General features: G+C 73.1%; 14 protein-coding genes. 11 read left to right on the top strand and 3 right to left on the bottom strand.

What is annotated here, in order from left to right:
- Positions 1–101: 101 nt before the first annotated feature.
- Complete coding sequence (locus ACQEVZ_RS05230; protein ID WP_433361982.1) at positions 102–1,031, bottom strand: TIGR01777 family oxidoreductase; 930 nt, start codon at positions 1,029–1,031, stop codon at positions 102–104.
- 137 nt (positions 1,032–1,168) lie between these two features.
- Between ACQEVZ_RS05230 and ACQEVZ_RS05225 the strand changes: the two genes are divergently transcribed.
- Positions 1,169–3,301: a hypothetical protein gene (locus ACQEVZ_RS05225; protein ID WP_433361979.1), complete on the top strand. Its 2,133-nt coding sequence runs from the start codon at positions 1,169–1,171 to the stop codon at positions 3,299–3,301.
- Positions 3,302–3,377: 76 nt separating this feature from the next.
- Here ACQEVZ_RS05225 and ACQEVZ_RS05220 read toward each other — a convergent pair whose 3' ends face one another.
- Positions 3,378–4,133 carry a DinB family protein gene (locus tag ACQEVZ_RS05220; RefSeq protein ID WP_433361976.1) on the bottom strand — a complete coding sequence of 252 codons (756 nt, stop codon included), beginning with the start codon at positions 4,131–4,133 and terminating at the stop codon, positions 3,378–3,380.
- Positions 4,134–4,359: 226 nt separating this feature from the next.
- On the opposite strand from ACQEVZ_RS05220, the gene ACQEVZ_RS05215 reads away from it, so the two are divergent.
- From ACQEVZ_RS05215 to ACQEVZ_RS05180, 8 genes are all read left to right on the top strand, one after another.
- On the top strand, positions 4,360–7,575 hold the full coding sequence (locus ACQEVZ_RS05215) for a BTAD domain-containing putative transcriptional regulator (RefSeq protein ID WP_433361973.1): 3,216 nt from the start codon (positions 4,360–4,362) through the stop codon (positions 7,573–7,575).
- A gap of 139 nt (positions 7,576–7,714) precedes the next feature.
- Positions 7,715–10,858 (top strand): FG-GAP repeat domain-containing protein, encoded by a 3,144-nt coding sequence (locus ACQEVZ_RS05210; RefSeq protein WP_433361970.1) that lies wholly within the window; start codon positions 7,715–7,717, stop codon positions 10,856–10,858.
- The gene (locus ACQEVZ_RS05205) at positions 10,855–17,244 is read left to right on the top strand and encodes an RHS repeat-associated core domain-containing protein (RefSeq protein ID WP_433361967.1); all 6,390 of its coding nucleotides are present in this window, start codon (positions 10,855–10,857) and stop codon (positions 17,242–17,244) included. The genes ACQEVZ_RS05210 and ACQEVZ_RS05205 overlap by 4 nt, the downstream gene beginning before the upstream one ends.
- Positions 17,245–17,320: 76 nt before the next feature.
- Positions 17,321–17,896 carry a TetR/AcrR family transcriptional regulator gene (locus tag ACQEVZ_RS05200; protein WP_433361964.1) on the top strand — a complete coding sequence of 192 codons (576 nt, stop codon included), beginning with the start codon at positions 17,321–17,323 and terminating at the stop codon, positions 17,894–17,896.
- A gap of 12 nt (positions 17,897–17,908) precedes the next feature.
- Positions 17,909–18,259, top strand: a complete 351-nt coding sequence (locus ACQEVZ_RS05195) for a hypothetical protein (protein WP_433361961.1) — start codon at positions 17,909–17,911, stop codon at positions 18,257–18,259.
- Positions 18,260–18,285: 26 nt separating this feature from the next.
- Positions 18,286–18,924 (top strand): GNAT family N-acetyltransferase, encoded by a 639-nt coding sequence (locus ACQEVZ_RS05190; RefSeq protein WP_433361958.1) that lies wholly within the window; start codon positions 18,286–18,288, stop codon positions 18,922–18,924.
- 85 nt (positions 18,925–19,009) lie between these two features.
- Positions 19,010–19,651, top strand: a complete 642-nt coding sequence (locus ACQEVZ_RS05185) for a GntR family transcriptional regulator (protein ID WP_433361955.1) — start codon at positions 19,010–19,012, stop codon at positions 19,649–19,651.
- Positions 19,648–20,883 (top strand): MFS transporter, encoded by a 1,236-nt coding sequence (locus tag ACQEVZ_RS05180; protein WP_433361952.1) that lies wholly within the window; start codon positions 19,648–19,650, stop codon positions 20,881–20,883. Before ACQEVZ_RS05185 ends, ACQEVZ_RS05180 begins: the two co-directional genes overlap by 4 nt.
- An 18-nt stretch (positions 20,884–20,901) precedes the next feature.
- Here the strand turns inward: ACQEVZ_RS05180 and ACQEVZ_RS05175 are convergent, their stop codons facing one another.
- Positions 20,902–21,711 (bottom strand): NAD(P)H-binding protein, encoded by an 810-nt coding sequence (locus ACQEVZ_RS05175; RefSeq protein ID WP_433361949.1) that lies wholly within the window; start codon positions 21,709–21,711, stop codon positions 20,902–20,904.
- Positions 21,712–21,920: 209 nt separating this feature from the next.
- Between ACQEVZ_RS05175 and ACQEVZ_RS05170 the strand changes: the two genes are divergently transcribed.
- Positions 21,921–23,477: an alpha-L-arabinofuranosidase B gene (locus ACQEVZ_RS05170; protein ID WP_433376625.1), complete on the top strand. Its 1,557-nt coding sequence runs from the start codon at positions 21,921–21,923 to the stop codon at positions 23,475–23,477.
- A complete protein-coding gene (locus ACQEVZ_RS05165) occupies positions 23,477–24,457 on the top strand; it encodes an arabinan endo-1,5-alpha-L-arabinosidase (RefSeq protein ID WP_433361946.1) in 981 nt (326 codons plus the stop codon). Before ACQEVZ_RS05170 ends, ACQEVZ_RS05165 begins: the two co-directional genes overlap by 1 nt.
- The last annotated feature ends 1 nt before the right edge of the window (position 24,458 follow it).

Below are 24,458 nucleotides of genomic sequence, written 5' to 3'. Positions count from 1 at the left end.
GTGCGGCGAACCACCCGCACCGTCAACCGATCGGGCCGGGACGGCCGCCGGCCGGCCGCCGGGCTCGCCGAGACCCGTGGGCACGGCCCGCGCGACCGTCCTCAGTGGTGCGGGGCCGGGCGCGGGCCGCCCGCCAGCAGGTCGGCGACCGCGCCCCGCAGCTCGGGGTGGGCGAACCGGAAGCCCGCCGCCTCCAGCCGCGCCGGGATGCACCGACGGCCGGTCAGCGCGAGCGCCGGGTCGGTCCGCGGCACCCGCGCCCCGAGCCGCACCAGCGTGGCCGGGGTGGGCGGTGCCGGCGGGCGGTGCAGCGCCCGCCGGAGGGTGGCCATGAGCTCCGCGTTGCGCACCGGCCGCGGTGACGTCGCGTGGATGACCCCGCTCAGCGCCGGGCCGTCGTCCAGGCACCGGCGCATGACGGCGAGCATGTCGGCGACGTGCAGCCAGCTGATCCATTGCCGCCCGTCGCCGACCCGGCCGCCGAGCCCCCAGCGCACGAGCCCTGTCAGGCGCCGCATCGCCGGCGTGCCCGGCTCCAGGACGATGCCCGTGCGCAGTACGATCCTGCGCCGCGCCGGCACGTCCGCCGCCGCCTCCTCCCAGGCCCTGGCGACGCCGGCCATCTGCGCCGGGCCGTCGGCGGCGGGCGCGGTCTCGTCGAGCACGGCCTCGCCGGCGTCGCCGTAGATGGCGAGGGTGCTCATCTGCACCCACACCGGCACCCGGGCGTCGACCTCCGCGGCGGCGCGGGCGAGCGCCCGGGTCGGCTCGACGCGGGAGCGGGTCAGCAGCGCGACGTTCGCCGCGGTCGGCGGCCGGTCCACCAGCGCGCCGCACAGGTTGACGACGGCGGCGCCGCGCAGCTCACCGGCCCACGCGCCCACGGTCGCGCCGTCCCAGCGCACCCACCGCCCCGACCCCGGCGCGGCCGGCGAGCGGCTCAGCACGACGACCTCGTGCCCGCGCGCGGTCAGGTCCCGCGACACCGCCCGCCCGAGCCCGCCGGACCCGCCCGCGACGACGACCTTCATGACTGCCCCTCCCCATTGAGCGATCGCTCAAACGGAGTCTGGCACGGTTTGAGCGATCGCTCAAGTGCGGGGTTGCTGACTTCGACCGCCTTCAGTACGGTGCACGCATTCGGTTCGGCAGCCACGGGGGGCTCACGTTGAACAGACGGTTCCGCATGCTCGCGCTCGTCACCTGCGCGCTGATGCTGCTCCAGATCCTGCGACCACTTCCGGCCGCGGCGGCCGTCGAGGCGCTACCCGACGACTACCAGTACGCGATCGGCTTCGCCGAGACGAAGAACACCAACGAATGGTCCTACCTGCAATGGGACGGCACCGCCTACAGCGACATGGACTGGAAGCCGCTCGAGCACCGGTGGCGCGGCAACTGCGAGTTCTGCATCATCGCCCGCAGCGGGATGCACCCCGACGTCAACGACGCGGTGATCGGCTGGACGGCGCCGCGGGCCGGCACGGTCACGGTGCGCGGCACCATCGACAGCCGTGCGTACGGCGACCCGGCCAACCACGACATCGACGGCGTCCGGGCGTTCGTGCGCCAGCGCAGCGGCAGCACGCTCACCAAGGTCTGGCCGTCCGACGCGTACCAGGAGATCCGGCCGGGCTTCATGGCCCAGCACATCTTCCAGACCACCGTCGCCGCCGGTGACCAGCTGCTGTTCCACGTGAACAAGAACGGCACCACATACAACGACTCGACCTCGTGGTTCCCGCGGATCAGCTACGGCTACACCCCCAAGTTCACCCTGGACCAGGCCGAGCTCGTGATGGGCCCCGACGACTTCGAGCACATCGGCATCAACGACGCCCTGGACGCGAGCGTCTCGGTGGTGCCGAAGAACGGCTCCTTCGACTTCTACCACTCCTCCGGCGGCCGGCTGCAGAAGTTCCGCGGCGACCTCAGGCACCCGGCGCAGACCCCCGTCTACCACGACCAGGCCAGTGTCCGGTTCACCAACCTGAACCAGTTCGACGGCACCTGGTGGATCGAGAACATCTACCGCACGCCCGAGGGGCACCTGCTCGCGTTCTGCCACATCGAGAACGCCAACCCGGCCACGTCCGGCTGGTGGGCCGGCGGCCTCGCGTACTCGACCGACGACGGCGAACACTTCCAGATCCTCGGCAAGACCATCGCCGCGGAGGTCAAGCAGCAGACCGGCGCCAACGGCAACATCGGCGGCATGCCGTTCGTCGTCAAGGACGGCTACTTCTACGTCTACTTCACCGAGCCGGGGGTCCCGACGGTGGCCCGGGCGCCGGTCACCGAGGTCCTGGACGCCGCCCGGCGCGGCACCGTCAGCACGTGGATGAAGCTCGACCGTAACGGCGGCTTCACCTCGCCCGGCATGAACGGCGTCGGGGGCTGGGTCATGCCGGCGGGCGAGACCAACGACTACGGCACCCATGGCGACGCCGCCTACAGCACCTACCTCGGCAAGTACCTCGTGGCCGGCGGCAGCGCCGGCGCCGGGCGGGGCGTCTTCCTGACCTTCGGCGACGACCCGACGCACTTCGAGACGCCGACCTGGCTGCTCAACAGCGACGCGGTGAACAAGCCGACGCTGTCGCCCTACGAGACGATCGTGAACCTCGACGGCTCCGACAACGGCGAGGTCGGCCGGGAGTTCTACGTCTACTTCGGCTACTACTTCGTCTGGCCGCGCGACGAGCCGACCACGGACATCGCCAAGGAGTTCCGCTGGCTGTACCGGCAGAAGGTGACCCTGAACGCCGCCGGCTTCAACCGGAGCGCGGTGAGCCTCGGCACCGACTACACGGGCAAGCACGGCGAGAACGGCCTGGACTACGTGCAGCGGTTCCCAGCCCCCGGCATGCGCTACTTCATGATGAACTGGAACGACCAGGACCTGCGCTGGCACGGCGACGAGCAGTTCGCGCTCATCGACTCGGTCGGCATGCACCCGGGCAGCACCTACGACGTCGCCCGCGCCTGGCAGGCCCCACGAACCGGGACGGTGCGGGTGAGCGCCGGCGGCGGCGGCATCTTCACCGCCGGCGGCAGCGGCGCCGACGGCGTCCGGATCACCATCAACCGGTCGACGTCGTCCTTCAAGTCGCCCGTAGTCACGGTGTGGCCCGCATGGGACAGCCCCGCCGCGATCGTCGCGCCGGGCACCACGCTGCCGTTCGCGCCGGTCGACATCACCGTCACCAAGGGCGAGTGGCTGTACTTCAACGTCAACAGGAACGGCAACAACGGCTACGACACCACCGTGTGGGTGCCGCAGATCGCGTACCTGCCCTGACGAGTGCCCGTACTCGGGTCGAGCAGCCGGGCGGGCGCGGGTGGCCTGGCCGCCGCCCGCGCCCGCCGGTCTCACGTCATGACGCGCGGGCCTCGATCGCGTCGAGGTCGCGCACGGCGTAGCGGTGGTGCTCCCACTCCTCCTCCAGGATCACGTGCAGGCACGAGCGCACGGTCTCCTCGCGCTCGGGCGCGTGCGGGTTGTGGCGGGTCGCGGCCAGCTCGTCGGCCGTGACGCCGTCGAGGAAGTCGCGGACCATCGCGACCCGGCCCGCCCGGGCCTCCAGCACCTCCGCGAACGGCGGCGTCCCGGCCGTGAAGACCGACGTGTCGTGGCCGTCCTGCTCCGCGCCGGAGTACAGCAGGCCGATGGGGTGGAACGGCTGCTCGACCCGCAGGATCGCCTTGCCCAGCCAGATGTCGGTGGCGGCCACCAGGTGCCGCAGGGTCTGCGCGAACGACCACTCGCCGTCCACCGCCTCGTCGACCGTGCCGTCCGGCAGCGCCGCCGCCCGCGCGACGGTCGCCGCCCACGCGCCCTCGACCGTTGTCCACGCCGCCCGCAGCCCGCCGGGGTCCTCCGCCTGCCGTGCGGCCCGCCCCGGGAACCGCCGGTTGAGCTCCGCCTCGACGAACGGCAGCACGTCGATGCCGTTGACCAGCAGGACGTTGCCGCCCTCGAACAGCCACGGCGAGTCGAGCTCCACGCCCCGCAGCTCGACGCCCCGCATCACGACCCCGGACAGGTCCGCCCCGGCGAACCGGGCCCCCCGCAGGTCCGCGTCCGTGAACCGCGCTCCCCGCAGCTCGTCGTCACGGCCGAATGTCGTCATCGCTGTCCCCCCGTATCGACCGCCGCTCATGGCGGCAACTGGCGTGTGCCACGCCCGACCCTACGCCGGTGCCCACGGCGCCGGTCGGTACAGGCGACACAGACGGCGCAAAGAGCACTTTCAGCGGCTTCGGTGCGATGCACGGCAATCCCGGCGTCGGCGGTGCACCGGCCGTGCGTGCCTGCATTAGGGTGCGTGCGCATCGATGGATCCGGGGGGCCGCAAGATGATCGGCGTTGATGAGGAGTTCGGGGTGCTGCTGCGCGCGGCACGCCGGGAGGCGGGGCTCAGCCAGCGGCAGCTGGCCGAGCTGGCAGGGATGAGCCTGGCCGCGGTGCGCGACCTGGAGCAGGGGCGGACCCGACGGCCGCAGCCGCAGTCGGTGGAGGCCCTGGCAGGCGGGTTGCGCCTGACGGGCCCGCAGGCCACGGCCTTCCGGCGGGCGGCGGCCCGGGAGCAGGTGACACCCGCACCGGCCGCGGCACCGGCCGTGGCATCGATCAGGGACCCCGCGACCAGGCAACGACAGGCCAGGGCGCGGGGCGGCGCCGATCTCCCGGTGCGGGTGTCGGTGCTGGGGGCGGCGACCGTCCACCGCGGCGCGCACCTGGTCGCGATCGGTTCGGCGCGCCAGCGGGTGCTGCTGGGCCGGCTGGCGCTGTCGGCCAACGCGGCCGTCGCGATGTCGGAGCTGGTGGACCTGCTCTGGGACGTGGAGCCGCCGGCGGCGCCGGCCCATGCGGTGCACACGTACGTGTCACGGCTGCGGACCGCCCTCGACCCCGACAACACGGACCGGACCGGGCTGATCGAGCGGACCCCCGGCGGGTACCGGCTGAACCTCACCGCCGACCAGCTCGACCTCGCCGGCTTCCGGCAGCGGGTGGAGCGGACGCGGGCGGCGGCGCCCGCGGAGGCGCTGGATCTGCTGGAGGCGGCGCTGGCGGTGTGGCGGGGCAGCCCGCTCGCCGACGTCCCGCAGCTGCGGCACCACCCGCTGGTCACGGCCGTGGCGAACGAGCGGGTGGCGGTGGCGCTACGGTTCGCCGACGCGGCCCTCGCCGCCGGGCAGCCCGGCCGGTGCCTGCCGGTGCTGCGTGAGCTCACCACGGCCGACCCGCTGCACGAGCCGCTGCACGCCCGGCTCATCGCCGCGCTCGCCGCCGGTGACCTGCAGGCGGCGGCCCTCGCGGTCTACGCCGACATCCGGCAGCGGCTCGTCGAGGAGCTCGGCGTGGAGCCCGGACCGGACCTGATCGACGCCCACCGGCGGGTGCTGCGGCAGGAGACGGCCGGGCCGGGCGCGGTCCTCGCCGCCGCGCCGGTCGTGCCGGCGCAGCTGCCGCCGGACGTGCCCGGGTTCGCCGGGCGGCGGGCGGAGCTGGCCGACCTGGACCGGATCGCCGGGACCGGGCCGGCGGCGCAGCCGTCCGCGGTGGTGATCGCCGCGATCTCCGGCACGGCCGGGGTCGGCAAGACCGCCCTGGCCATCCGCTGGGCGCACCGGGTCCGGGACCGGTACCCCGACGGCCAGGTGTACCTGAACCTGCGCGGCTCCGACCCCGAGGAGCCGATGAGCTCCACCGACGCGCTGCGCCGGCTGCTGCGGGCGCTCGGCGTGGCCGGCGCCGACCTGCCCGCCGACGCCGACGAGCGGGCCGCCCGCTACCGCACGCAGATCGCCGACCGGCGGATGCTGATCCTGCTGGACAACGCGTCGTCGGTCGAGCAGGTCCGGCCGCTGCTGCCGGGGACCGCGTCGTGCACGGTGCTGGTGACCAGCCGCGACCGGCTGGCCGGGCTGGTGGCGGTGCACGGCGCCCACCGCGTCGACCTGGACCTGCTGTCGGTGGTCGAGGCGGGTGCGCTGCTGCGCCGGCTGATCGGTGTCCGGGCGGAGGCGGAGCCGGGGGCCGCGGTCGCGCTGGCGGAGCTGTGCGCGCGGCTGCCGCTGGCGTTGCGGGTCGTCGCCGAGCTGGTCGTCTCGCGCCGCGGGGCGACCCTCGCCGAACTGGTGGCCGAGCTCGGCGACCAGCGGCTGCGGCTCGCGCTGCTCGACGCCGGCGGCGACCCGCGCGGCTCGGTGCCGGCGGCGTTCTCGTGGTCGCTGCGGCACCTTCCGCCGGCGGTGGCGCAGCTGTTCGTGCTGGTGGCGCTGCACCCCGGCGGCGACGTCGACGTGTACGCGGCGGCGGCCCTGGCCGACGTCACCGTGCCGGACGCGCGGCGGATGCTGTCGCTGCTCGTGCGGGGGCGCATGCTGGACGTCACGGCCGGCGAACGGTTCGGGATGCACGACCTGCTCCGCGCGTACGCGCTGGGGCTCGCCGACGACGCGGCGGTGCACGCCGCCAGGACGCGGCTGTTCGAACACTGCACGGCCGCCGCGGCGGCGGCGATGGACGTGCTGTTCCCGGCGGAGTGCCGGCACCGCCCGGCGGTGCCGCCGACGGCGACGACCCCGCCCCTGCCGGACCGGACGGCGGCCCGGGCGTGGCTGGACGCGGAGCTGCCCGGCCTGACCGCGGTCGTGCGGTACACGGCCCGGCACGGCTGGCCGGTCCACGCCGGGATCCTGGCCCGGACGCTGTTCCGCTACCTCGCCGGTGGCTCCGCCGAGGAGGCGCTCGTCGTGCACCAGGCCGCCCACGACGCCGCCGAGCTGGCCGGTGACCGTCCCGGCGCCGCGTACGCCGACCTCGGTCTGGGCGCCACGCAGCAGCAGCTGGGGCGGCTCACGACGGCGGCCGGCCACTTCACCCGGGCGCGGGCCGTGCTCGACCGGGCGGGCGACCCCACGGGGGCGGCCCGGGCGCTGGTGGGGCTCGGCGCCGTCGAGCAGCGGCTGCACCGCTACCAGGTGGCCGCCGGGCACTTCGGCGCGGCCCTGGCGATCTTCCGGTCGCAACGCGACGACGCCGGCGTCGGCCGGACGCTGATCAACCTCGGCATGGTCCGTTACCAGCTCGGCGACCTCGAGACGGCTGCGGGGCACCACCGGGAGGCGATCGCGGTGCACCGGCGCATCGGCGACCGGACGGGGGAGGCGACCGCCCTGACCGACCTCGGCATCATCGAGGTGCACCTGGGGCAGCCGCGGCGGGCCGCCGAACGCCACTCGCGCAGCCTCGCCCTTTTCCTGGAGGCCGGCGACCGGCACGGTGAGGCGTGGGCCCGCAACGGGCTCGGTGAGGCGGCGGCCGCCGCGGGCCGGCCGGCGGACGCGCTCGCGCACCACACCGCCGCGCTCGACACCGCCGTGCGGGCCGGGCTGCGCGACCAGCAGGCGCGGGCGCACGCCGGGCTCGGCCACGCCCACCGCGGGTCGTTCGAGCAGGACCTGGCCCGCGAGCACTTCGCGCGGGCCCTGGCGCTCTACGACGACCTCGGCGTGCCGGAGGCCGCGCAGCTGCGGGACGAGCTGGCCGCGACGCCCGACTGAGCCCCGACTCAGCCCCCACGGGGTACGGGCGAGCGGTACGGGCGGGGTACGGGTAGCGGCGCGTGAGCCGGATGAGAGCGGCGCTGCCCATGATCGCCCCGACGTCTCTGCTGCTCGCCCGTTCCTTGGAGGGACAACTATGGGCAGGTTCTCCTCGGCGCGCCGGCGCGCCGGACTGGTCCTCGCCGGGTTAGGGCTCGGCCTCGGCTGGGTCACCGTCGTGCCGCACACGGCGGTCGCCGCCCCACCGAGCGCCGCATGCGCCGCAGAGGCGGTGCAGCAGGACGAGAAGACCGCCAGGGCGTCCGCGCGCCTGTGCGGCAAGCGCTTCGAGGTGGTCGGCGCCCGCACCGCCAAGTCACAGACATTCGCCAACCCGAACGGCTCGATGACCTATGAGGCTTCCGCGACGCCGAAGCGGGTCAAGACCGCGAGCGGCTGGACGCCGATCGACACGGCGTTGCAGCCGGCGAAGGCCGGCGGCTTCGCCGCCAAGGCCGCCGAGCTGCCCGTGACCTTCTCCGCCGGCGGCACCCAGCCCTTCGCGACGGTGCAGACCGCGGCCGGGGCGTTCTCGCTGCGCTGGCCGGCGGCACTGCCCGCGGGCCGGATCGACGGCGACAGCGTCGTCTACCCGGACGTGCTCGACGGCGTCGACCTGCGGGTGCGGGCGCTCTCCGACAGCTTCAACTACGTGCTGGTGGTGAAGACCCGCGCGGCGCAGGCGAACCCGGCGCTGCGCCGCATCGCGGTCGCCGTCACCGGACCCGCCACCCGCACCCGCGCCGACGGCACGTTCGAGGTCCTCGACGGCACGGGCACCGCGGTGCTCGCCTCGGCGCCGGCCGGCATGTGGGACGCCTCCGGCGGCGGCACCGCCCGCGGCGCGGAGGACCTCACCCGCACCGGCGCGGTCGCGACCGAGCTGACCGGTGGCGAGCTGGTCCTGCGCCCCGACCCGGCATGGCTGGCCGACGAGAGCCTCACCCTGCCGCTGTACGTCGACCCGCAGATCGGCCTGCCGCGGACCAGCTTCGCGTACGCCAACAGCGACAACTACAGCTACTCCGGCGGCGTCGGCGACGTCGCCCGCGTCGGCCGCAACCCGGAGTGCTGCGGCACCAACTGGCGGGCGTACTTCGAGTTCGGACTGACGGCCGTGCACGGCAAGCAGATCATCGCCGCCGAGCTCAAGACCCTCGTCACGCACTCGTGGAACTGCACCGGCACCGACCTGACCCTGGCGCAGAGCGGGGCGATCGGATCCGGGCTCAACGCCTCCCGGATCGGCTGGGCGCCGGTGGTGCTGACGGGGTTCGGGGCGCGGTCGGCGCAGAGCTGCAGCGCGCCGGGCAACAACCCGAGCTGGATCCTCACCTCGCAGATGCAGAGCTGGGCCGACGCCCGCTTCGGCGCCTACACGTTCGTGTTCCTCGGCTCGGAGAGCGACTCCCACCAGTGGAAGAAGCTGTCGGCGGCGAACACGAACCTGGTCGTGCAGTACAACACCCCACCGACGATCTCGGACCAGTCCGCGACCGGTGACGGCAGCACCATCGGCTGCTACTCCAGCGGCACGAGCGGCCAGCCGGCGATCGGCGCGAACAACGGCGTGCAGCTGAGCACCAAGGTGCAGGACGCCGAGACCGACCAGAACATCGTCGGCAAGTTCGAATGGCAGGACCTGACCGCCGGCACGGGCATCGTGAGCGTGCCGGACTCCCCGGGCCTGCCGGCGCCGCGCACGATCACCGTCAACGTCCCCGGCTCGTCGCTGCCCAACGGCCACAACATCCAGTGGCGGGTGCGGGCGTGGGACGGCAACCACTACAGCGGCTACTCGCCTTGGTGCCACTTCGTGGTCGACGGGACCGCGCCGGCGCAGCCGCTGCTGACCAGCAGCGACCTGCAGGACTTCCCGTTCCCGGCGGGCCCGGGGGCGGTCGCCGGGGCACCGGCCACGGTGACGTTCAGCCCGGTGGACCAGGTCCTGGACCGCGTGGTCGGCTACTACTACTCCGTCGGCACCGTGGAGCGGACCCCGTACATCTGGGTGCCGGCCGCGGCGAACGGCGTGGCGACCGTGCCGGTCGTGCCCGTCGACGGCTCCGGCGGGATCAACATCCTCAGCGTGGTCGCGGTCGACGCCAGCGGCAACCGGTCGCCGCAGGCCCCGAACGTCGGCAACTTCCACACCCCTGGCCTGTGGATGTTCCTCGCGAACCCGGGCACCGCGTCGCGGAAGCGGGCCGACGCGACCGGTGACGACAACGCCGACATCGTCGCCGTCGTCGACCCGGGCGGCTACCGCACGTCGCTGATGCGGTGGACGACGAAGGCCAACGGCAGCGGCACGACCGCGCCGGTGACACCCGTGGTCAACGACCCGCAGGCGTACCCGATCGCGACGGTCAAGTCGTTCAACGGCGACTTCAACGGCGACGGCCGCGCCGACGTCGCGATGTTCCGCGACTACGGCGGCTGCCGCATGACCCTGTCGTGGTGGCTGTCGGACGGCAACGGCTACAGCGCCGCGGCGCAGCTGTGGGACTCCGGTGCGGGCACCTGGTGCTTCGACCGGGTCCAGGCGGTCGCGGGCGACTTCACCGGCGACGGCAAGACCGACATCACCGCGTTCTACCGCTACGACGGCAACCAGGAGCGGACGTTCCTGTTCCAGGCGAAGCCCGACGGCACGGGCTTCAACGGGCCGGTCCAGTCGTGGGACTCGGGCCCCGGCAACTGGGACGGCAACCGGATCAAGGCACCGGTGGCCGGCGACTTCGACAAGGACGGCAAGGCCGAGATTCTCGTCTGGTACGACTACGGCAACTGCGACACGGGCCTGTGGCGCTTCCGCCCGCCGGGCGACGGCACCCTCGCGACGAATCCGGTGTCCCGCTCCGGCGCCGGCGTCAAGTGCATGACGAACACCGTCACGACGTTCAGCGGCGACGCCGACGGCGACGGCGACGAGGACCTGTACGAGATCCTGAAGTCCGGCTCGGGCGTGTGCGCGGCGATCTCCGCCGGGATGTCCTTCGCGCCCGCGTCGTGCATGGCGATCCCGGGCAGCAGCACCGCGGCGTCGTGGCGGTTCACCGGCGGTGACATCGACGGCAACGGCCGGTTCGACATCGTCTGCTTCGACGGCACGACCAGCACCACGATCAAGGTCGTCAAGGGCGGGTTCGTCGCCGGTGAGGCGAAGACCGAGCTGAGCTGGTGGGACTCGACGAGCGTCACCGGCACGCTCGACCCGGCCACGGTGCGTGCGCTGTGAGGGCGCGGTGGGTGGGGCTCGTCGCCCTTGCTGTCACGCTGCTGGCCGACGGCGTCGCCGTGATCCCGGCGAACGCCGGCCCGGTCGACCTCAAGCTGCCGAAGGACCAGCCGCTGGTGCAGGGCCGCGACGCGGTGTTCAAGGCGCCGGCGAAGGACCCGCAACCGACCGTGACGGCCGCGCCGAAGGTCGCCTGGCCTGCTGCCGGCACGGCCGAGGTGCAGCTGCCCGTCGCGGCCTCGCTGCAGGCGACGGCCGCCCCGGCCCTCGCCTGGGCGCAGGGGCTGCCGGTCGGCGCGCGGGCGGGCGCCGCCCTCGGCCCGCAGCAGCGGCTGTCGGGCGAGTCGCTCGGCACCGTGCCAGGCAAGGTACGGGTGAGCCTGCTCGCGCACGGCACCGGCGGCCGTGACGTCGTGCTCCGGGTCGGCCGCAGCGACGGCCGTACCGGCGCGGGCGCGGTCGTCGTCGGCGTGGACTACACCGCGTTCCGCGACGCCTACGGTGCCGACTGGTCCCGCCGGCTGCGCCTCGTCGCGCTGCCGGAGTGCGCGCTGAGCACCCCGAGCCTGCCGGGCTGCCAGGAGCAGGCGCTCGACTCGACCAACGACCCGGTCACCGGGGTGGTGTCCGCCGCCGTCGCCGCGCCCGCGCTGCTGGACCAGCGGCTCGACGCGACGACCGTGGCCGCACCGCAGGCCCGCTCCGGCATGCTCGTCGCGCTCGCCGCGGGGCCCGACTCCGACGGCGGCGACTTCAAGGCCACCGACCTCAACGCCGCCAACAAGTGGGGCGCGGGCGGCAGCGCCGGCGGGTTCAACTGGAGCTACCCGGTGCCGCTGCCGCCGGGCGCCGGCGGGCCGATGCCGCAGGTCCAGCTCGGGTACTCCTCGCAGTCCGTCGACGGGATGACCGCCGCCGCGAACTCGCAGCCGAGCTGGGTCGGTGAGGGCTTCAACTGGCAGCCCGGATCGATCGAGCGCGGCTACCGCGGCTGCACCGACGACGGCCGGACCGGCACCGGCGACGTGTGCTGGGTGGGCGAGAACGCCACCATGACCCTGAACGGGCAGTCGAGCACGCTGGTGCTGGAGAACGGCAAGTGGCGGCCGTCGGCCGACAACGGCGCGAAGGTCGAGAAGCTCGCCAACCTCGCCACCGGCAACGGCGACGACGACGGCGAGTACTGGCGGGTGACGACGACCGACGGGACCGAGTACTACTTCGGCCTCAACCGGCTGCCCGGCTGGGACGGCGACCCGGCCACCGAGACCAAGTCCGTCGGGTACGAGCCGGTGTACGGCAACAACACCGGCGAGCCGTGCAACGCGAACGGCTGGTGCCAGCAGGCGTACCGGTGGAACCTCGACTACGTCGTGGACCCGTTCAAGAACACCATGTCGTACTTCTACGAGCGGCACCTCAACAACTACGCCCGCAACCGCACCGACTCGGCCGGGACGCCGTACGTCCGTGACCTGTACGTGCGGGAGATCAACTACGGCACGCGGCAGAACGCGGCCGGCGCCGACACCGTCTTCGCCGGCACCGCACCGGCCCGGGTCCTGTTCGGCGCCGAGGAACGGTGCATCACCCCCGGCGCGACCTGCGTGCCGGTCGCGGCCAACGCGGCGAACTTCCCCGACGCCCCGGTCGACCAGCTGTGCTCCGGCACCAGCTGCGCCGGCCGCTACTCCCCGACGTTCTTCACCACGAAACGGCTCAGCACGGTCACCACCGAGGTCGCCACCGGCAACCGGACGTGGCGCCGGGTGACGCAGACCAAGCTCAGCCACCAGTGGAACGACCCGGGCGTCAACCTGCAGAAGGTGCTGTGGCTGTCCAGCATCAAGGGCTGCGGCACCACCGACGACGCCGACGCGTGCACGCCCCCGGTCCAGCTCAACCCCGTCGGGATGCGCAACCGCGTCGACATGGCCGGCACCACGAACAGCATCACCCGCTACCGGATGCGCTCGATCCTCACCGAGTCCGGCAACACGATCGCCGTGACCTACTCGGCGGAGGACTGCGTCGCCGGGCAGACCATGCCGGCCGCACCCGACAACAACAACCGGCGCTGCTACCCGCAGTACTGGGTGCCACCGGGCACCAGCTCCCCGAAACTGGAGTACTTCCACAAGTACCGCGTGGAGAAGGTCGCCGAGGGCGACGGCGGCGACGCGACCGACGGCACCGAGGACGAGGAGACCACCTACGAGTACATCGGCGACCCGGCGTGGCACTCCGACCAGAACCCCATCGCGATGCCGAACCGGCGCACGTGGGGGCTGTGGCGCGGCTACCAGAAGGTACGGGTGCTGCGCGGCGCCGCGACGAGCGTGCGACTGAAGACCGAGACGACGTACTTCCGCGGCATGCACGGTGACAAGCTCAGCAGCGGTACCCGTACCGCATCCGTGCCCGACTCCGACGGCGGCAGCTGGGCCGACGAGGACCGGTTCGCCGGCACCGTCCGGGAGCAGATCAACTACCTCGGCGAGACCTCGACCGTGGTCGACAAGACGAAGACCGACCCGTACGAGTACGGGCCGACCGCCACCCAGGACGTCCTCGGCATCACCGTGCGGGCGTGGGTGACGAACGTGAAGGCGACGCAGGTCACGACGACGCTCGACGGCGGACGGGCGCCCCGCAAGACCCGGACCACCAACACGTTCCTGGCCGACGGCACCGGCCGGGTGGAGCGGGTCGACGACGAGGCCGACCTGTCCACGACCGCCGACGACCAGTGCGTGCGGCAGTGGTACGCGAGCAACGCCGCCGGCACGAACATCCAGCACCTGTCCCGGGTCGAGGTGGTCGCGGTGCGCTGCGCACTCACCCCGAACCGGGTCACGGACGTCGTCTCCGACGTGCGGATGTGGTACGACGGGGCGACGTCCTACTCCACGACCCTGACCAAGGGCTTCACCTCCAGGGTCGAGCAGCTGCTGACGCCGAACGCGACGAACCCGACGTACCAGACCACCACGAGGGCCGCCGCGGACGAGCACGGCCGGTCCGTCGACGTGTGGGACGCCGAGAACTACCACACCGGCACCGCCTACACGCCGGCCACCGGGGGACCGGTCACCAAGGTCTCCGTCACCAACCCGCTCGGGTGGGTCACCGACACCGACGTCGACCCCGCCAGCGGCCGCGCCATCTCGGTCGTCGACAAGGATGTCAGCGGGCCCGGGACGACCCGGCGGACCGACTTCGCCTACGACAAGCTCAGCCGGGTCGTGTCCGTGTGGGCGCCGGGCCGCAACAAGGCCGCCAACGAGACGGCGTCGGTGAAGTTCGCCTACGACCTGCGCCAGACCGGCGCGTCGAGCGTCGCCACCAGCCGGCTCAACACCACCGGCAACGGATACCTGACCAGCTACTCGCTGCTGGACAGCAAGCTGCGCCCCCGGCAGGAGCAGACCCCGGCGGAGGGCGGCAACCGGGTCATCGCCGAGACCCTCTACGACAGCCGGGGGCTGGCGAAGGTGTCCAGGCCGGCGTTCGGGGCCACCGGCGCGCCGAGCGGGACGCTGCGGCTGGCCACCGACACGGAGGTGCCGGGCCAGACCCGCTCCACCTACGACGGCGCGGGCCGGCTGATCCTGCAGGCGTGGCAGCTCAGCGGCGTCACCCAGTGGACCGGCAGCCACGCGTACGGCGGCGACCGCGAGGACCTGAGCCCGCCGGCCGGCAGCTCGGCCACCTCGACGTTCATCGATGCCCGCGGACGGATCACGGCGCTGTGGACCTACCGCGGCAACGTCGCCGACCCGGTGAACGGCGCGCACGACGTGATGCGCCGCACCTACCACCCGAACGGGGAGGTCGCCTCGGTCACCGACGGGTCCGGCAACCTCTGGACCTACGTCGTGGACGCCATGGGCCGGGTCACCGAGGCCAACGACCCGGACACCGGCAAGAGCACGTACGGGTACGACCTGCTGGGCAAGGTCACGAAGACGGTGAGCGCCCGCAACGTCACGATGTACACCACGTACGACGGGCTCGGCCGCAGGACCGCCGAGTACACCGGCACCACGACGAACAAGACCGCCGAGTGGACCTACGACACGCTGGTGCACGGGCAGCCCACCGCGGCGACCCGCTACCAGGGCGGGCAGGCCTACACCCGGCAGGTCACCGAGTACACGGCCGCCGGTCAGCCGAAGAAGACCAAGGTGACGATCCCGTCGAACACCACGACCGGGACCCTCGCCGGCGACTACGTCACCGAGTCGACCTACAACGCGGACGGGACCGTCGCCACGGCGACCGCGTCGGCGAAGGTGAGCGTGCCGAACTACGGCGGACTCAACGACGAGACGCTGCAGCTCGGCTACACGGCGCTGGGCAACCCGCTGACCCTGCAGTCGAACCTCGGCACGTACGTCGTGGACACCCAGTACAAGCCCGAGGGGATGCTCGGCAGCATGCAGCTGCGCGACTCGGCGGCCGGCAAGAACCTGCGGCAGCTGTGGTCGTACTACCCGGGCAGCAAGCTGCTGTCCAACCACCTGGTGTACGGCGACATCCCGAACACCGTGGCGAAGAACGCCACGTACACCTACGACGCCTCCGGCAACGTGCTGTCGATCGCGGACAGGATCGCGCAGTACAGCGCCGGCCAGGACGACGTGCAGTGCTTCCGGTACGACGACCGGTTCCGGCTGAGCGACGCGTGGACCCCGACGTCGGGCAACTGCGCGACGGCACCGACGGTCGCCGGGCTCGGCGGTGCGGCGGCGTACTGGAAGTCGTACACCAGCGACGCCAGCGGCAACCGGACCAGCGAGGTGACCCACACCGCCGGCGGCGACTTCAACCGCACCTACACGTATCCGGCGCAGGGGGTCGGTACGGGACGGCCGCACGCTGTCACGCAGATCGCCACCACCGGCGCGGGTACGGGCACCGACACGTACGGGTACGACAACGGCGGCAACGTCACCACCCGGTCGATCGCCGGCCGGCCGTCGCAGACGCTGACGTGGACCCCGGCCAACCAGCTGGAGTCGGTCAGCGACAGCACCGGCACCACGTCCTACCTGTACGACGCCGACGGGGCGCGGCTGCTGACGAAGGATCCGGCCGGCACCACGCTGCACCTGGGCGACGTCGAGTACCGGCTGGCGGGCGGGGCCACCTCCGGCACCCGCAGCTACGTGCACGCCGGCCAGACGATCGCGGTGCGCACCCCGCAGGGGCTCAGCTGGCAGTGCGCCGACCACCAGGGCACGGCGGGGCTGTCGTTCAAGGCGACGGACCTGAGCAAGACGGTGCGCCGGGCGGACCCGTTCGGCAACCCGCGCGGCCCGGTGGTGACCTGGCCGTCCAAGCGCGGGTTCCTCAACGGCTACGCCGACGACACGGGCCTGGTGCACCTCGGCGCCCGCGAGTACGACCCGCGTGCGGGCCGGTTCGTCTCCGTGGACCCGATCCTGGATGCGAACAAGCTGCAGGGCATGAACGGGTACTCCTACGCCGAGAACAGCCCGGTGACGCTGTCGGATCCGGACGGCCGTTACGCCTGCCGCGGCAACGAGTGCGCCCCGAACCCGCCCGCCGCGGCGCCGCCCGCGCCGGAGGATCCGCCGGTCATAGTGATCATCGTGGACAAGGGCGGCGACCCCAAGAAGCCCACGGGCAAGACGGTCCTGAAGTACAAGGGCAAGGTGTGGCTGTACCACAACTGCAAGGAGGGCATGATGGGCCCCGTCACGGTCTCCCCGTGTGCCCCCGAGGAGGAGCTGGGTGTCGCGGTTCCGTGCAGCAACGGCGGCGGCGGTGGGCTGAAGGGCGAGATCTGCTGGGAGTCCACCGACGGGTTCCGGCACGACCTCTACGGCAACAAGTACTGCCCGCTGAAGGCCGTCCAGACGGCGTGCTCCCCGGGCTCCGCGACGCCCAAGCAGGAGCGCGTCTGCCAGAACTACTCGACGGTGATGGGCCCCAAGCAACCGAAGTACCAAGGTGGCCAGTACGAGGACCCGTTCGAGTGCTCCAGCGGCAAGGAGGTGTGCAGGGTCGGCAACATCCTGAACTTCGTGCAGTTCCTGACGGGGTTCTGCCCGATCCTCTGGTGCACGGCGGTGGGGGCCGGCATCGGGGCGGTCTCGGCCGGGGCGTACTACCTCGGCGGTGAGACCGACAAAGGCAACCGGCAGCTGGCCACCACAGCGTTGGGGCTTGCCGTCGGCCCGCTGACGGGGAGGGTGGCCGCGAAGGTCGCCTTCGGCGCCGAACCGTCCGTCCAGAAGGGCCTCGACTACTCCTTCGGTCAGGTCGGCGGGTACGCGGCCGGCGTGTCGTGGTGCGGCTGGACCCCGTTCGGCTGCGATGACGAGGCAACGTTCTCGCAGGTGTGGCCGTTCGACTAGAGCGGGCTCGACAGACCGTCCTGTACGGACGTACAGTGCAGATGTACAGTACGTTCGTACAGGACGGTGAGCTTCGATGGGTCGCGGGGATCACCTGCTCGACGCGCTGGTCCGCGTGGTCGCCGAGGGCGGTATCGCGGCGGTCAGCGTCCGGGCAGTCGCGGCCGAGGCCGGGGTCTCCGTCGCCCAGGTGCAGTACTACTTCCGTACCAAGGAAGAGCTCGTCACCGCCGCCTACAAACACGTCGCCGAAGGCCTGCTGGAGCGGGTCCGGGCGCTGGACCTGAGTGGCCCGCCGCGGGACGCCCTGCGGCGGGTCCTGCACGTCTGGCTGCCGGTGGACGAGGCCCGCAGCCGCGACGCCAAGGTGTGGCTGACGTTCGCCGCGGCCGCGCCCGTGTCGCCGGCGATCGGCCCGCTCAGCGCCGAGATGGACGGCGACCTCAAGCGGTGGCTGGCCGGCTTCCTCGGCGAGGCGCAGCGGACCGGCGCCCTCGACCCCGCCCTCGACCCGGACATCGAGGCGGCGCTGATCCTCGCGGTGCAGGACGGGCTCGTCGTGCAGGCGCTCGTCCTGCCCGAACAGGAGCGGGCGGCGCTCGTCGTCGCCGCGATGGACACCTATCTGGACCGGCTGTTCGTCAGGCGTTGACGGAGGCAGACGATGCGCGCGCAGACGCCGGCCCGGCCGACCCGACGCTCCTCCGTCCGCCCCTGGCGGGCCGTGCTCGGCGCCGCCGTCATGGCGGTCGCGCTCGGCGCCGGGCAGGCGGCCGGCGACGCCGTCACCCGCTGGGCCGGCCTGGCCGGCTTCCCCGCGCGGCTGGTGCCGGCGCTGCTGGTCGCCGGGATCGCCGTGCCGCTCGTCCTCGCGCTGCGGCGGCGCGACGGCGCCCCGGCCGCGCGGCTCGGCCTCACCGGCCCGCGGGAGGCGACCCAGGCGTTCGTCCTCGGCGTGACCGTCGTCACCGGCGCCGCCGCGGTCGTCGCCATCGGCCGCCTCCACCGCCGGTAGGCCCACGCCGGCGTTATACATGCCGGATGGATCTCGCTCAGCTTCTCGCGTCGGCGGCCGGCGGCCGGTTCCCGCCCGCGGACGGCGGCGTGACGGTCGTGCCGCAGCCCTCCGCCCGCGACGCGGGGGTGGTCGCCTTCACCGCCCACTCGGTGGTGTTCACCGACGAGGACCCGGGCTGGGTGCGCGCGGCCCTCGCGGCCCTGGACTGCGACCCCCTCGCCGCCGCCATGCACCCGCGCTTCCTGGCCGCGCTCCTCGAGCGCACCGGCCGCACCATGGACACGATCGACCTGCTGACCGTGGCCGGTGCGCTGCCGGGGGACCCGCCGGTGCGGCTCAGCGAGTTCACCGACCCGGAGCACCCTCGCGTCCGGCGTGCCCTGCGCCACCGCGACGAGGTGCGGGTGTGGTCCGCCGACGGCGGGATCGTCGTCCTCGGCCGGGGAGTGGCGGGCCGCTGGGAGACGGCGATCGAGGTCGACGAGGACGCCCAGGACCGGGGGCTGGGCCGCGCGCTGGCCACCGCGGCCCGGCACCTCGTCCCGGCGGGGGAGCCCGTCTGGTCACAGCAGGCGGCCGGCAACGCCCGCAGCGTCCGCGCCTTCCAGGCGGCCGGCTTCCGCCCCGTCGCCGCCGAGGCCCTCATGTACCTCGGTTCCTAGCATCCTAGGAAAGCCTACGCGACGTGCCGGCCGTCTCGCGTGCCGTTGCATGCAAGGATGCATGCAACGGGGTAGCCTGGCCGCTGTGACGATCGAGACGACCGGGTCGGCGGCGGAGCGCGCGTACGCGTACACCAAGGGCCGCATCATCCGCGGCGAGCTGGCGGGCGGTGACCGGCTCAGCGAGGGGCAGATCTGCGCCGATCTGCGGTTGAGCCGGACCCCGGTGCACGAGGCGTTCCTGCGGCTGGAGGCCGAGCGGCTGATCCGGCTCTCGTCGCGGCAGGGCGCGACGGTGTCGCCGATCCCCATGAGCGAGGCCGCCGACGTGCTGGAGATGCGCGGCGCCCTGGAGCGGACCGCGGCCGCCCGGATCGCCGCCCGCCGCCGTGACCCGGACGAGGTGTCGCGCGCGTTGCGGGGCCCGCTCGCCCGGCAGGAGGCGGCCATGGCGGCCGGGGACGTCGGCGCGTTCGTCGTGGCCGACATCGACTTCCACACCGCGGTCGTCGCCCTGTCCGGCAACCCCATCGCCGAGCACTTCTACGACCTGCTGCGCGACCGGCAGCTGCGGCTCGCGTACGTGGTGCTCACCAGCACCGACGTCGCGCCGGCCGCGTCGTTCGCCGACCACCGGGAGCTGGCGCGGTGCCTGTGCGAGCACGACGCCGCCGGGTATGACGCGGTGCTGGCGCGGCACCTCGCCCGCCATCAGGGACTGCTGTGACCGCGGTCGCCGCCCGGCCGACGGCCGCGCCGGCCCGGACCCGGGCCTGGGTGCCGGTGTTCGCGGTCATGTTCCTGTGCACCTGGGCGGGCAACCAGTTCAGCCCGTTGCTGCTGCTCTATCAGCAGCGGCAGCACTACTCCACAGCCGCGGTCAACGGCTTCCTCGGCGTGTACGTGCTCGGGCTGGTCCCGGCGTTCCTGCTCAGCGGCGCGCTCAGCGACCGCTACGGCCGTCGGCCGGTGATGGCGGCCGGTGCCGCCGCCGCGCTGGCGACCAGCGCCGCTCTCACCTTCGGCGAGTCCGGGCCGTGGGTGATCTGCCTGGGCCGGTTCCTGGCCGGCGTGGCGGTGGGCACGGCCACGTGCGTCGGCACCAGTTGGCTGAAGGAGCTTTCCCAGCCTCCGTTCGATCTCGGTGCCGACGCCGGCACGGGAGCGCGTCGCGCCGCCCTGGCGTTCTCCCTGGGCTCGGCCGCTGGGGCTGTCGTCGCCGGCCTGATCGCCCAGTGGGGTCCGTGGCCGGAGCGGCTGCCGTTCCTGATCCACGTGGTGCTGGCGGCGCCGCTGCTGTGGCTGGTGCCGCGCGCGCCGGAGACCGTCACGACCGGGGGAGTGTCCGGTCCGCTGCGCGGCCGGTTGCGCGTGCCCGCGGCGGGGCATCGCCGGTTCACCCGCGTCGTGGTGGTCGCCGCGCCGTGGACGTTCGCGGCCGCGGGGCTGGGGTACGGCTACCTGCCGGTCCTGCTCGCGGGCGTGACCGGCGGGCTCGGTATCGCGTACGCGACCCTGCTCACGGCGGTGGCCCTGGCCGCGTCGGCGCTGGTGCAGCCGTGGGCCAAGCGCCTCGACGCGCTGGACAGCGCCCGTGGCCTGCTCACCGGCGTGGCGGTCATCGTCGCCGCCACGGTGCTGGTCGCGGTCGCCGTGCACTGGCACTCCTGGCCGCTGGGCATCGTGGCGGCGACGGTGTCGGGTGCCGGTATGGGGGTCGCGATGGTCTCCGGCGTCCTGGAGGTGCAGCGCATCGCGGGCCCCGCCGGCCTGGCCGGGCTCACCGGCGTCTTCTACGCGGTCGCCTACGGTGGTTTCCTCGCCCCCACCGTCCTGTCGTTCGTCGCCGGGCGGACGGGCGTCGCCGTTCCCGCCCTGCTGCTCGGCCTCGCGGGCGTGGGTGTGGTGTGCGGGCTGCTGCTCATGCGCTCCTACCGTCGGCACCTGCCCTCCCGCTGAGGGCCGGGGCCGGTGCGGTCAGTCGGCGCCGAGCGCGGCGGCCGTGGCCTCGCGGAGGGTGGTGGGCGGGCGGCCCAGGAGGTGTTCGAGGTCGGGGGTCTGGCGTTCGAGCATGCCGGCCTTGGCGAGGCGCATGAGGAAGCCGAGCGGGCCGGGCACGTCGTCGGTGGCGGCGGCGTCGACGTGGCGGCCGGTCAGGTCGGTGACGGCCGCCGCCAGGTCCGCGTATGTCCACAGTGGACCGGTGAGGTCGTAGGACCGGCCGAGGTGCGCGTCGTCCACCAGTACCGACGCCGCCGCCGCTGCGAGGTCGGACCGCGGTGCGGTGTTGAGGGCGCGGCCGCCGGTGCCGTCGGGCAGGGTGGTCGCGTCGCGGAGGGTCGGGTTGACGAACGCCTCGGAGTAGAAGGGGTTGCGCAGGATCGTGGCGGGGAGCCCGCTGTCGGCGATCGCGCGTTCGGTGGCGTGGTGGGCGGCGTTGAGGCCGTCGCCGGACCGGTCGGCGCCGAGGAAGCTGGTGTAGGCGACGGTCCGTACGCCGGCGGCGACGGCCGCGTCGAGGGCGTTGCGGTGCTGGCGGGTCCGGCGGTCGGGGTCGAGCTCGGGGGAGGAGATGAGCAGCAGCCGGTCCGCGCCCTGGAAGGCGGTGCGCAGCGTGCCGGGGTCGTCGTAGTCGCCGTGGCGGACGTCGACGCCGCGGGTGGTGAGGTCGGCGCAGCGGGTGGGGTCGCGGACCGCGGCGATGAGGGGCAGGTGCGGGTGGTGGGTCCGCAGGTGGTCGATGACGAGCCGGCCGAACGCGCCGTTCGCGGCGCCGATGATGATCACGCGCGCCAGGCAACACCGGTGGCCCCTTCCGGCGCCAGCGAATTTCCGAAAGTGGAAAGTTTCACGGCCGCGGATGTTGGCGCTCACCAATCCTTCATGAGCAGCTCAAGGTGCGAAGATCGATGTGCTTGACATCATCGATGTGAGCGATAACATCGCATCGCCAACCGTCCGCCGCGCGTTGGCGACCATTGATGGAAGGGGTCATGATGACTCAACGACCGACCCGGCGGCGCTTGCGCCGCGCCGCCCTCGCCGGAGCGTTCGCCGGGGCGCTGCTCACCGGCGTCCTCGTCGCCGGCGCCGGCATCTCGCAGGCGGCGACCAGCCAGCCGTGCGACATCTACGCCGCCGGCGGCACCCCGTGCGTCGCGGCGCACAGCACCACCCGCGCGCTCTACGGCACGTACAGCGGCCCGCTCTACCAGGTCCGCCGCGCCTCCGACAACACCACCAGGGACATCGCGCCGGTCAGCGCCGGCAGCTACGCCGACGCCGCCACGCAGGACAGCTTCTGCGCCGGCACGTCGTGCCTGATCACGATCATCTACGACCAGACGGGCCGCAACAACCGGCTCACGCAGGCGCCGCCCGGCGGCTTCAACGGCCCGGCCGCGGGTGGTTACGACAACCTGGCCAACGCCACGGCCGCGCCGGTCACGGTCGGCGGGCACAAGGTGTACGGCGTGTTCGTGGCGCCCGGCACCGGGTACCGCAACAACGCCACGAACGGCATCGCCCGTGGCGACCAGCCGGAGGGCATGTACGCGATCTTCGACGGCACCCACTACAACGGCGGCTGCTGCTTCGACTACGGCAACGCCGAGACCAACAGCCGCGACAACGGCAACGGCACCATGGAGGCCATCTACTTCGGCAGCAACAAGGTCTGGGGCTACGGTGCCGGCAACGGCCCGTGGATCATGGCCGACCTGGAGAACGGCCTGTTCTCCGGCGTGAACCAGCGCTACAACGCCGGCGACCCGAGCATCAGCCACCGGTTCCTCACCGCGATCGTCAAGGGCGAGCCGAACCACTGGGCGATCCGCGGCGGCAACGCCCAGTCCGGCAGCCTCGGCACGTTCTACAACGGCGCCCGGCCGAACGTCGCCGGCTACAACCCGATGAAGAAGGAAGGCGCCATCATCCTCGGCATCGGCGGCGACAACAGCGTCGGCGCCGCCGGCACCTTCTACGAGGGCGTGATGACGTCCGGCTACCCGTCGGACGCGACGGAGAACGCGGTGCAGGCCAACATCGTCGCCGCCGGCTACGGCACGTCCGGCTCCACCGGCGGCCCGGCGGTCGGGTCGAACGTGTCGCTGCGCGCCACCACCGCGTGCTGCACCACCCGGTACATCAGCCACTCCGGCGCGACCGTCTCCACCCAGGTGGTCAGCGCGTCCAGCTCCGCCACCGACAAGAGCAACGCGTCGTTCACGGTCCGAGCCGGCCTCGCCAACAGCGCCTGCGTCTCGTTCGAGGCGCGCAACGCCGCCGGCAGCTACCTGCGGCACCAGAACTACCAGCTGTTCCTGCACGCCAACGACGGCTCGGCGCTGTTCGCCTCCGACGCGACGTTCTGCCCGCAGACGGGCCGCAACGGGCAGGGCAACTCGTTCGCGTCGGCGAACTTCCCGGACCGGTTCATCCGGCATTACAACAACAACGTGTACATCGCCAGCAACGGCGGCTCGAACGCCTGGGACGCGACCGGGCTGTGGGCCGACGACGTGAGCTGGGTCCCCGCGCCGGCGTGGGCGTGATGAGGCGGCGGCTGTCCGGGCTCGCGGCGCTCGTCACGCTGGCCGGGGTGGTGTCCGCGCTGCCGGACGCGTCGGCCGCCACGGTGGACGCCGCCCCGGCCGCGTACCCGATGCCGGCGCGGGTCACCGGTGACACCGGCGTGCACGACCCGACCGTGGTCAAGCGACCCGACGGCACGTACCTGGTCGCGCACACCGGCACCAACATCGCGCTGAAGACGTCCACCGACCGGGTCGCCTTCCGCAACGCCGGGTCCGTCTTCCCCGGCGGGGCGTCGTGGACCACCCCGTACACGGGCGGCTCCCGGAACCTGTGGGCGCCGGACCTCTCGTTCCGCAACGGCCGCTACTACCTGTACTACTCGGCGTCGACGTTCGGCTCCAACCACTCGGCGATCTTCCTGGCGACCAGCACCACCGGCGCGTCCGGCAGCTGGACCAACCAGGGTCTCGTCGTCGAGTCCCGGACGTCGGACAACTTCAACGCCATCGACCCGAACCTGCTGGTCGACGAGCAGGGCCGGTGGTGGTTGTCGTTCGGGTCGTTCTGGACCGGCATCAAGCTGATCCCGCTCGACCCGGCCACCGGCAAGCGGTCCGGCACGACGATGCACGGCCTCGCGAGCTACGGCCCGGGTATCGAGGCGCCGTTCATCGTCAAGCGCGGCGCCTGGTACTACCTGTACGTGTCGTTCGACCGCTGCTGCCAGGGGGCGAGCAGCACGTACCGGGTGATGGTGGGGCGTTCGGCGAGCCCCACCGGCCCGTACGTCGACAGGGCCGGTCTCGCGATGACGTCCGGCGGCGGCACGCAGGTGCTGGCGTCGCACGGCAGCGTCCACGGCCCGGGCCACGAGGCGGTCCTCGCCGACAGCGACGGCGACCAGCTCGTGTACCACTACTACGCCGACAACGGCGCGTCGCTGCTGGGCATCAACCGCCTCGGCTACGACGCGGCGGGCTGGCCGTACGTGTACTGAA

This window comes from Dactylosporangium sp. CA-152071 (assembly GCF_050936335.1).
GTDB lineage: Bacteria > Actinomycetota > Actinomycetes > Mycobacteriales > Micromonosporaceae > Dactylosporangium > Dactylosporangium maewongense.
This window is presented reverse-complemented; position numbering and strand designations above follow the sequence as displayed.

Excerpts from the sequence above, each read along its gene's own strand:
- ACQEVZ_RS05230 (WP_433361982.1), bottom strand. The coding sequence starts at position 1,031 with ATGAAGGTCGTCGTCGCGGGCGGGTCCGGCGGGCTCGGGCGGGCGGTG.
- ACQEVZ_RS05220 (WP_433361976.1), bottom strand. The coding sequence starts at position 4,133 with ATGACGACATTCGGCCGTGACGACGAGCTGCGGGGAGCGCGGTTCACG.
- ACQEVZ_RS05215 (WP_433361973.1), top strand. The coding sequence starts at position 4,360 with ATGATCGGCGTTGATGAGGAGTTCGGGGTGCTGCTGCGCGCGGCACGC.
- ACQEVZ_RS05210 (WP_433361970.1), top strand. The coding sequence starts at position 7,715 with ATGGGCAGGTTCTCCTCGGCGCGCCGGCGCGCCGGACTGGTCCTCGCC.
- ACQEVZ_RS05200 (WP_433361964.1), top strand. The coding sequence starts at position 17,321 with ATGGGTCGCGGGGATCACCTGCTCGACGCGCTGGTCCGCGTGGTCGCC.
- ACQEVZ_RS05195 (WP_433361961.1), top strand. The coding sequence starts at position 17,909 with ATGCGCGCGCAGACGCCGGCCCGGCCGACCCGACGCTCCTCCGTCCGC.
- ACQEVZ_RS05190 (WP_433361958.1), top strand. The coding sequence starts at position 18,286 with ATGGATCTCGCTCAGCTTCTCGCGTCGGCGGCCGGCGGCCGGTTCCCG.
- ACQEVZ_RS05170 (WP_433376625.1), top strand. The coding sequence starts at position 21,921 with ATGACTCAACGACCGACCCGGCGGCGCTTGCGCCGCGCCGCCCTCGCC.
- ACQEVZ_RS05165 (WP_433361946.1), top strand. The coding sequence starts at position 23,477 with ATGAGGCGGCGGCTGTCCGGGCTCGCGGCGCTCGTCACGCTGGCCGGG.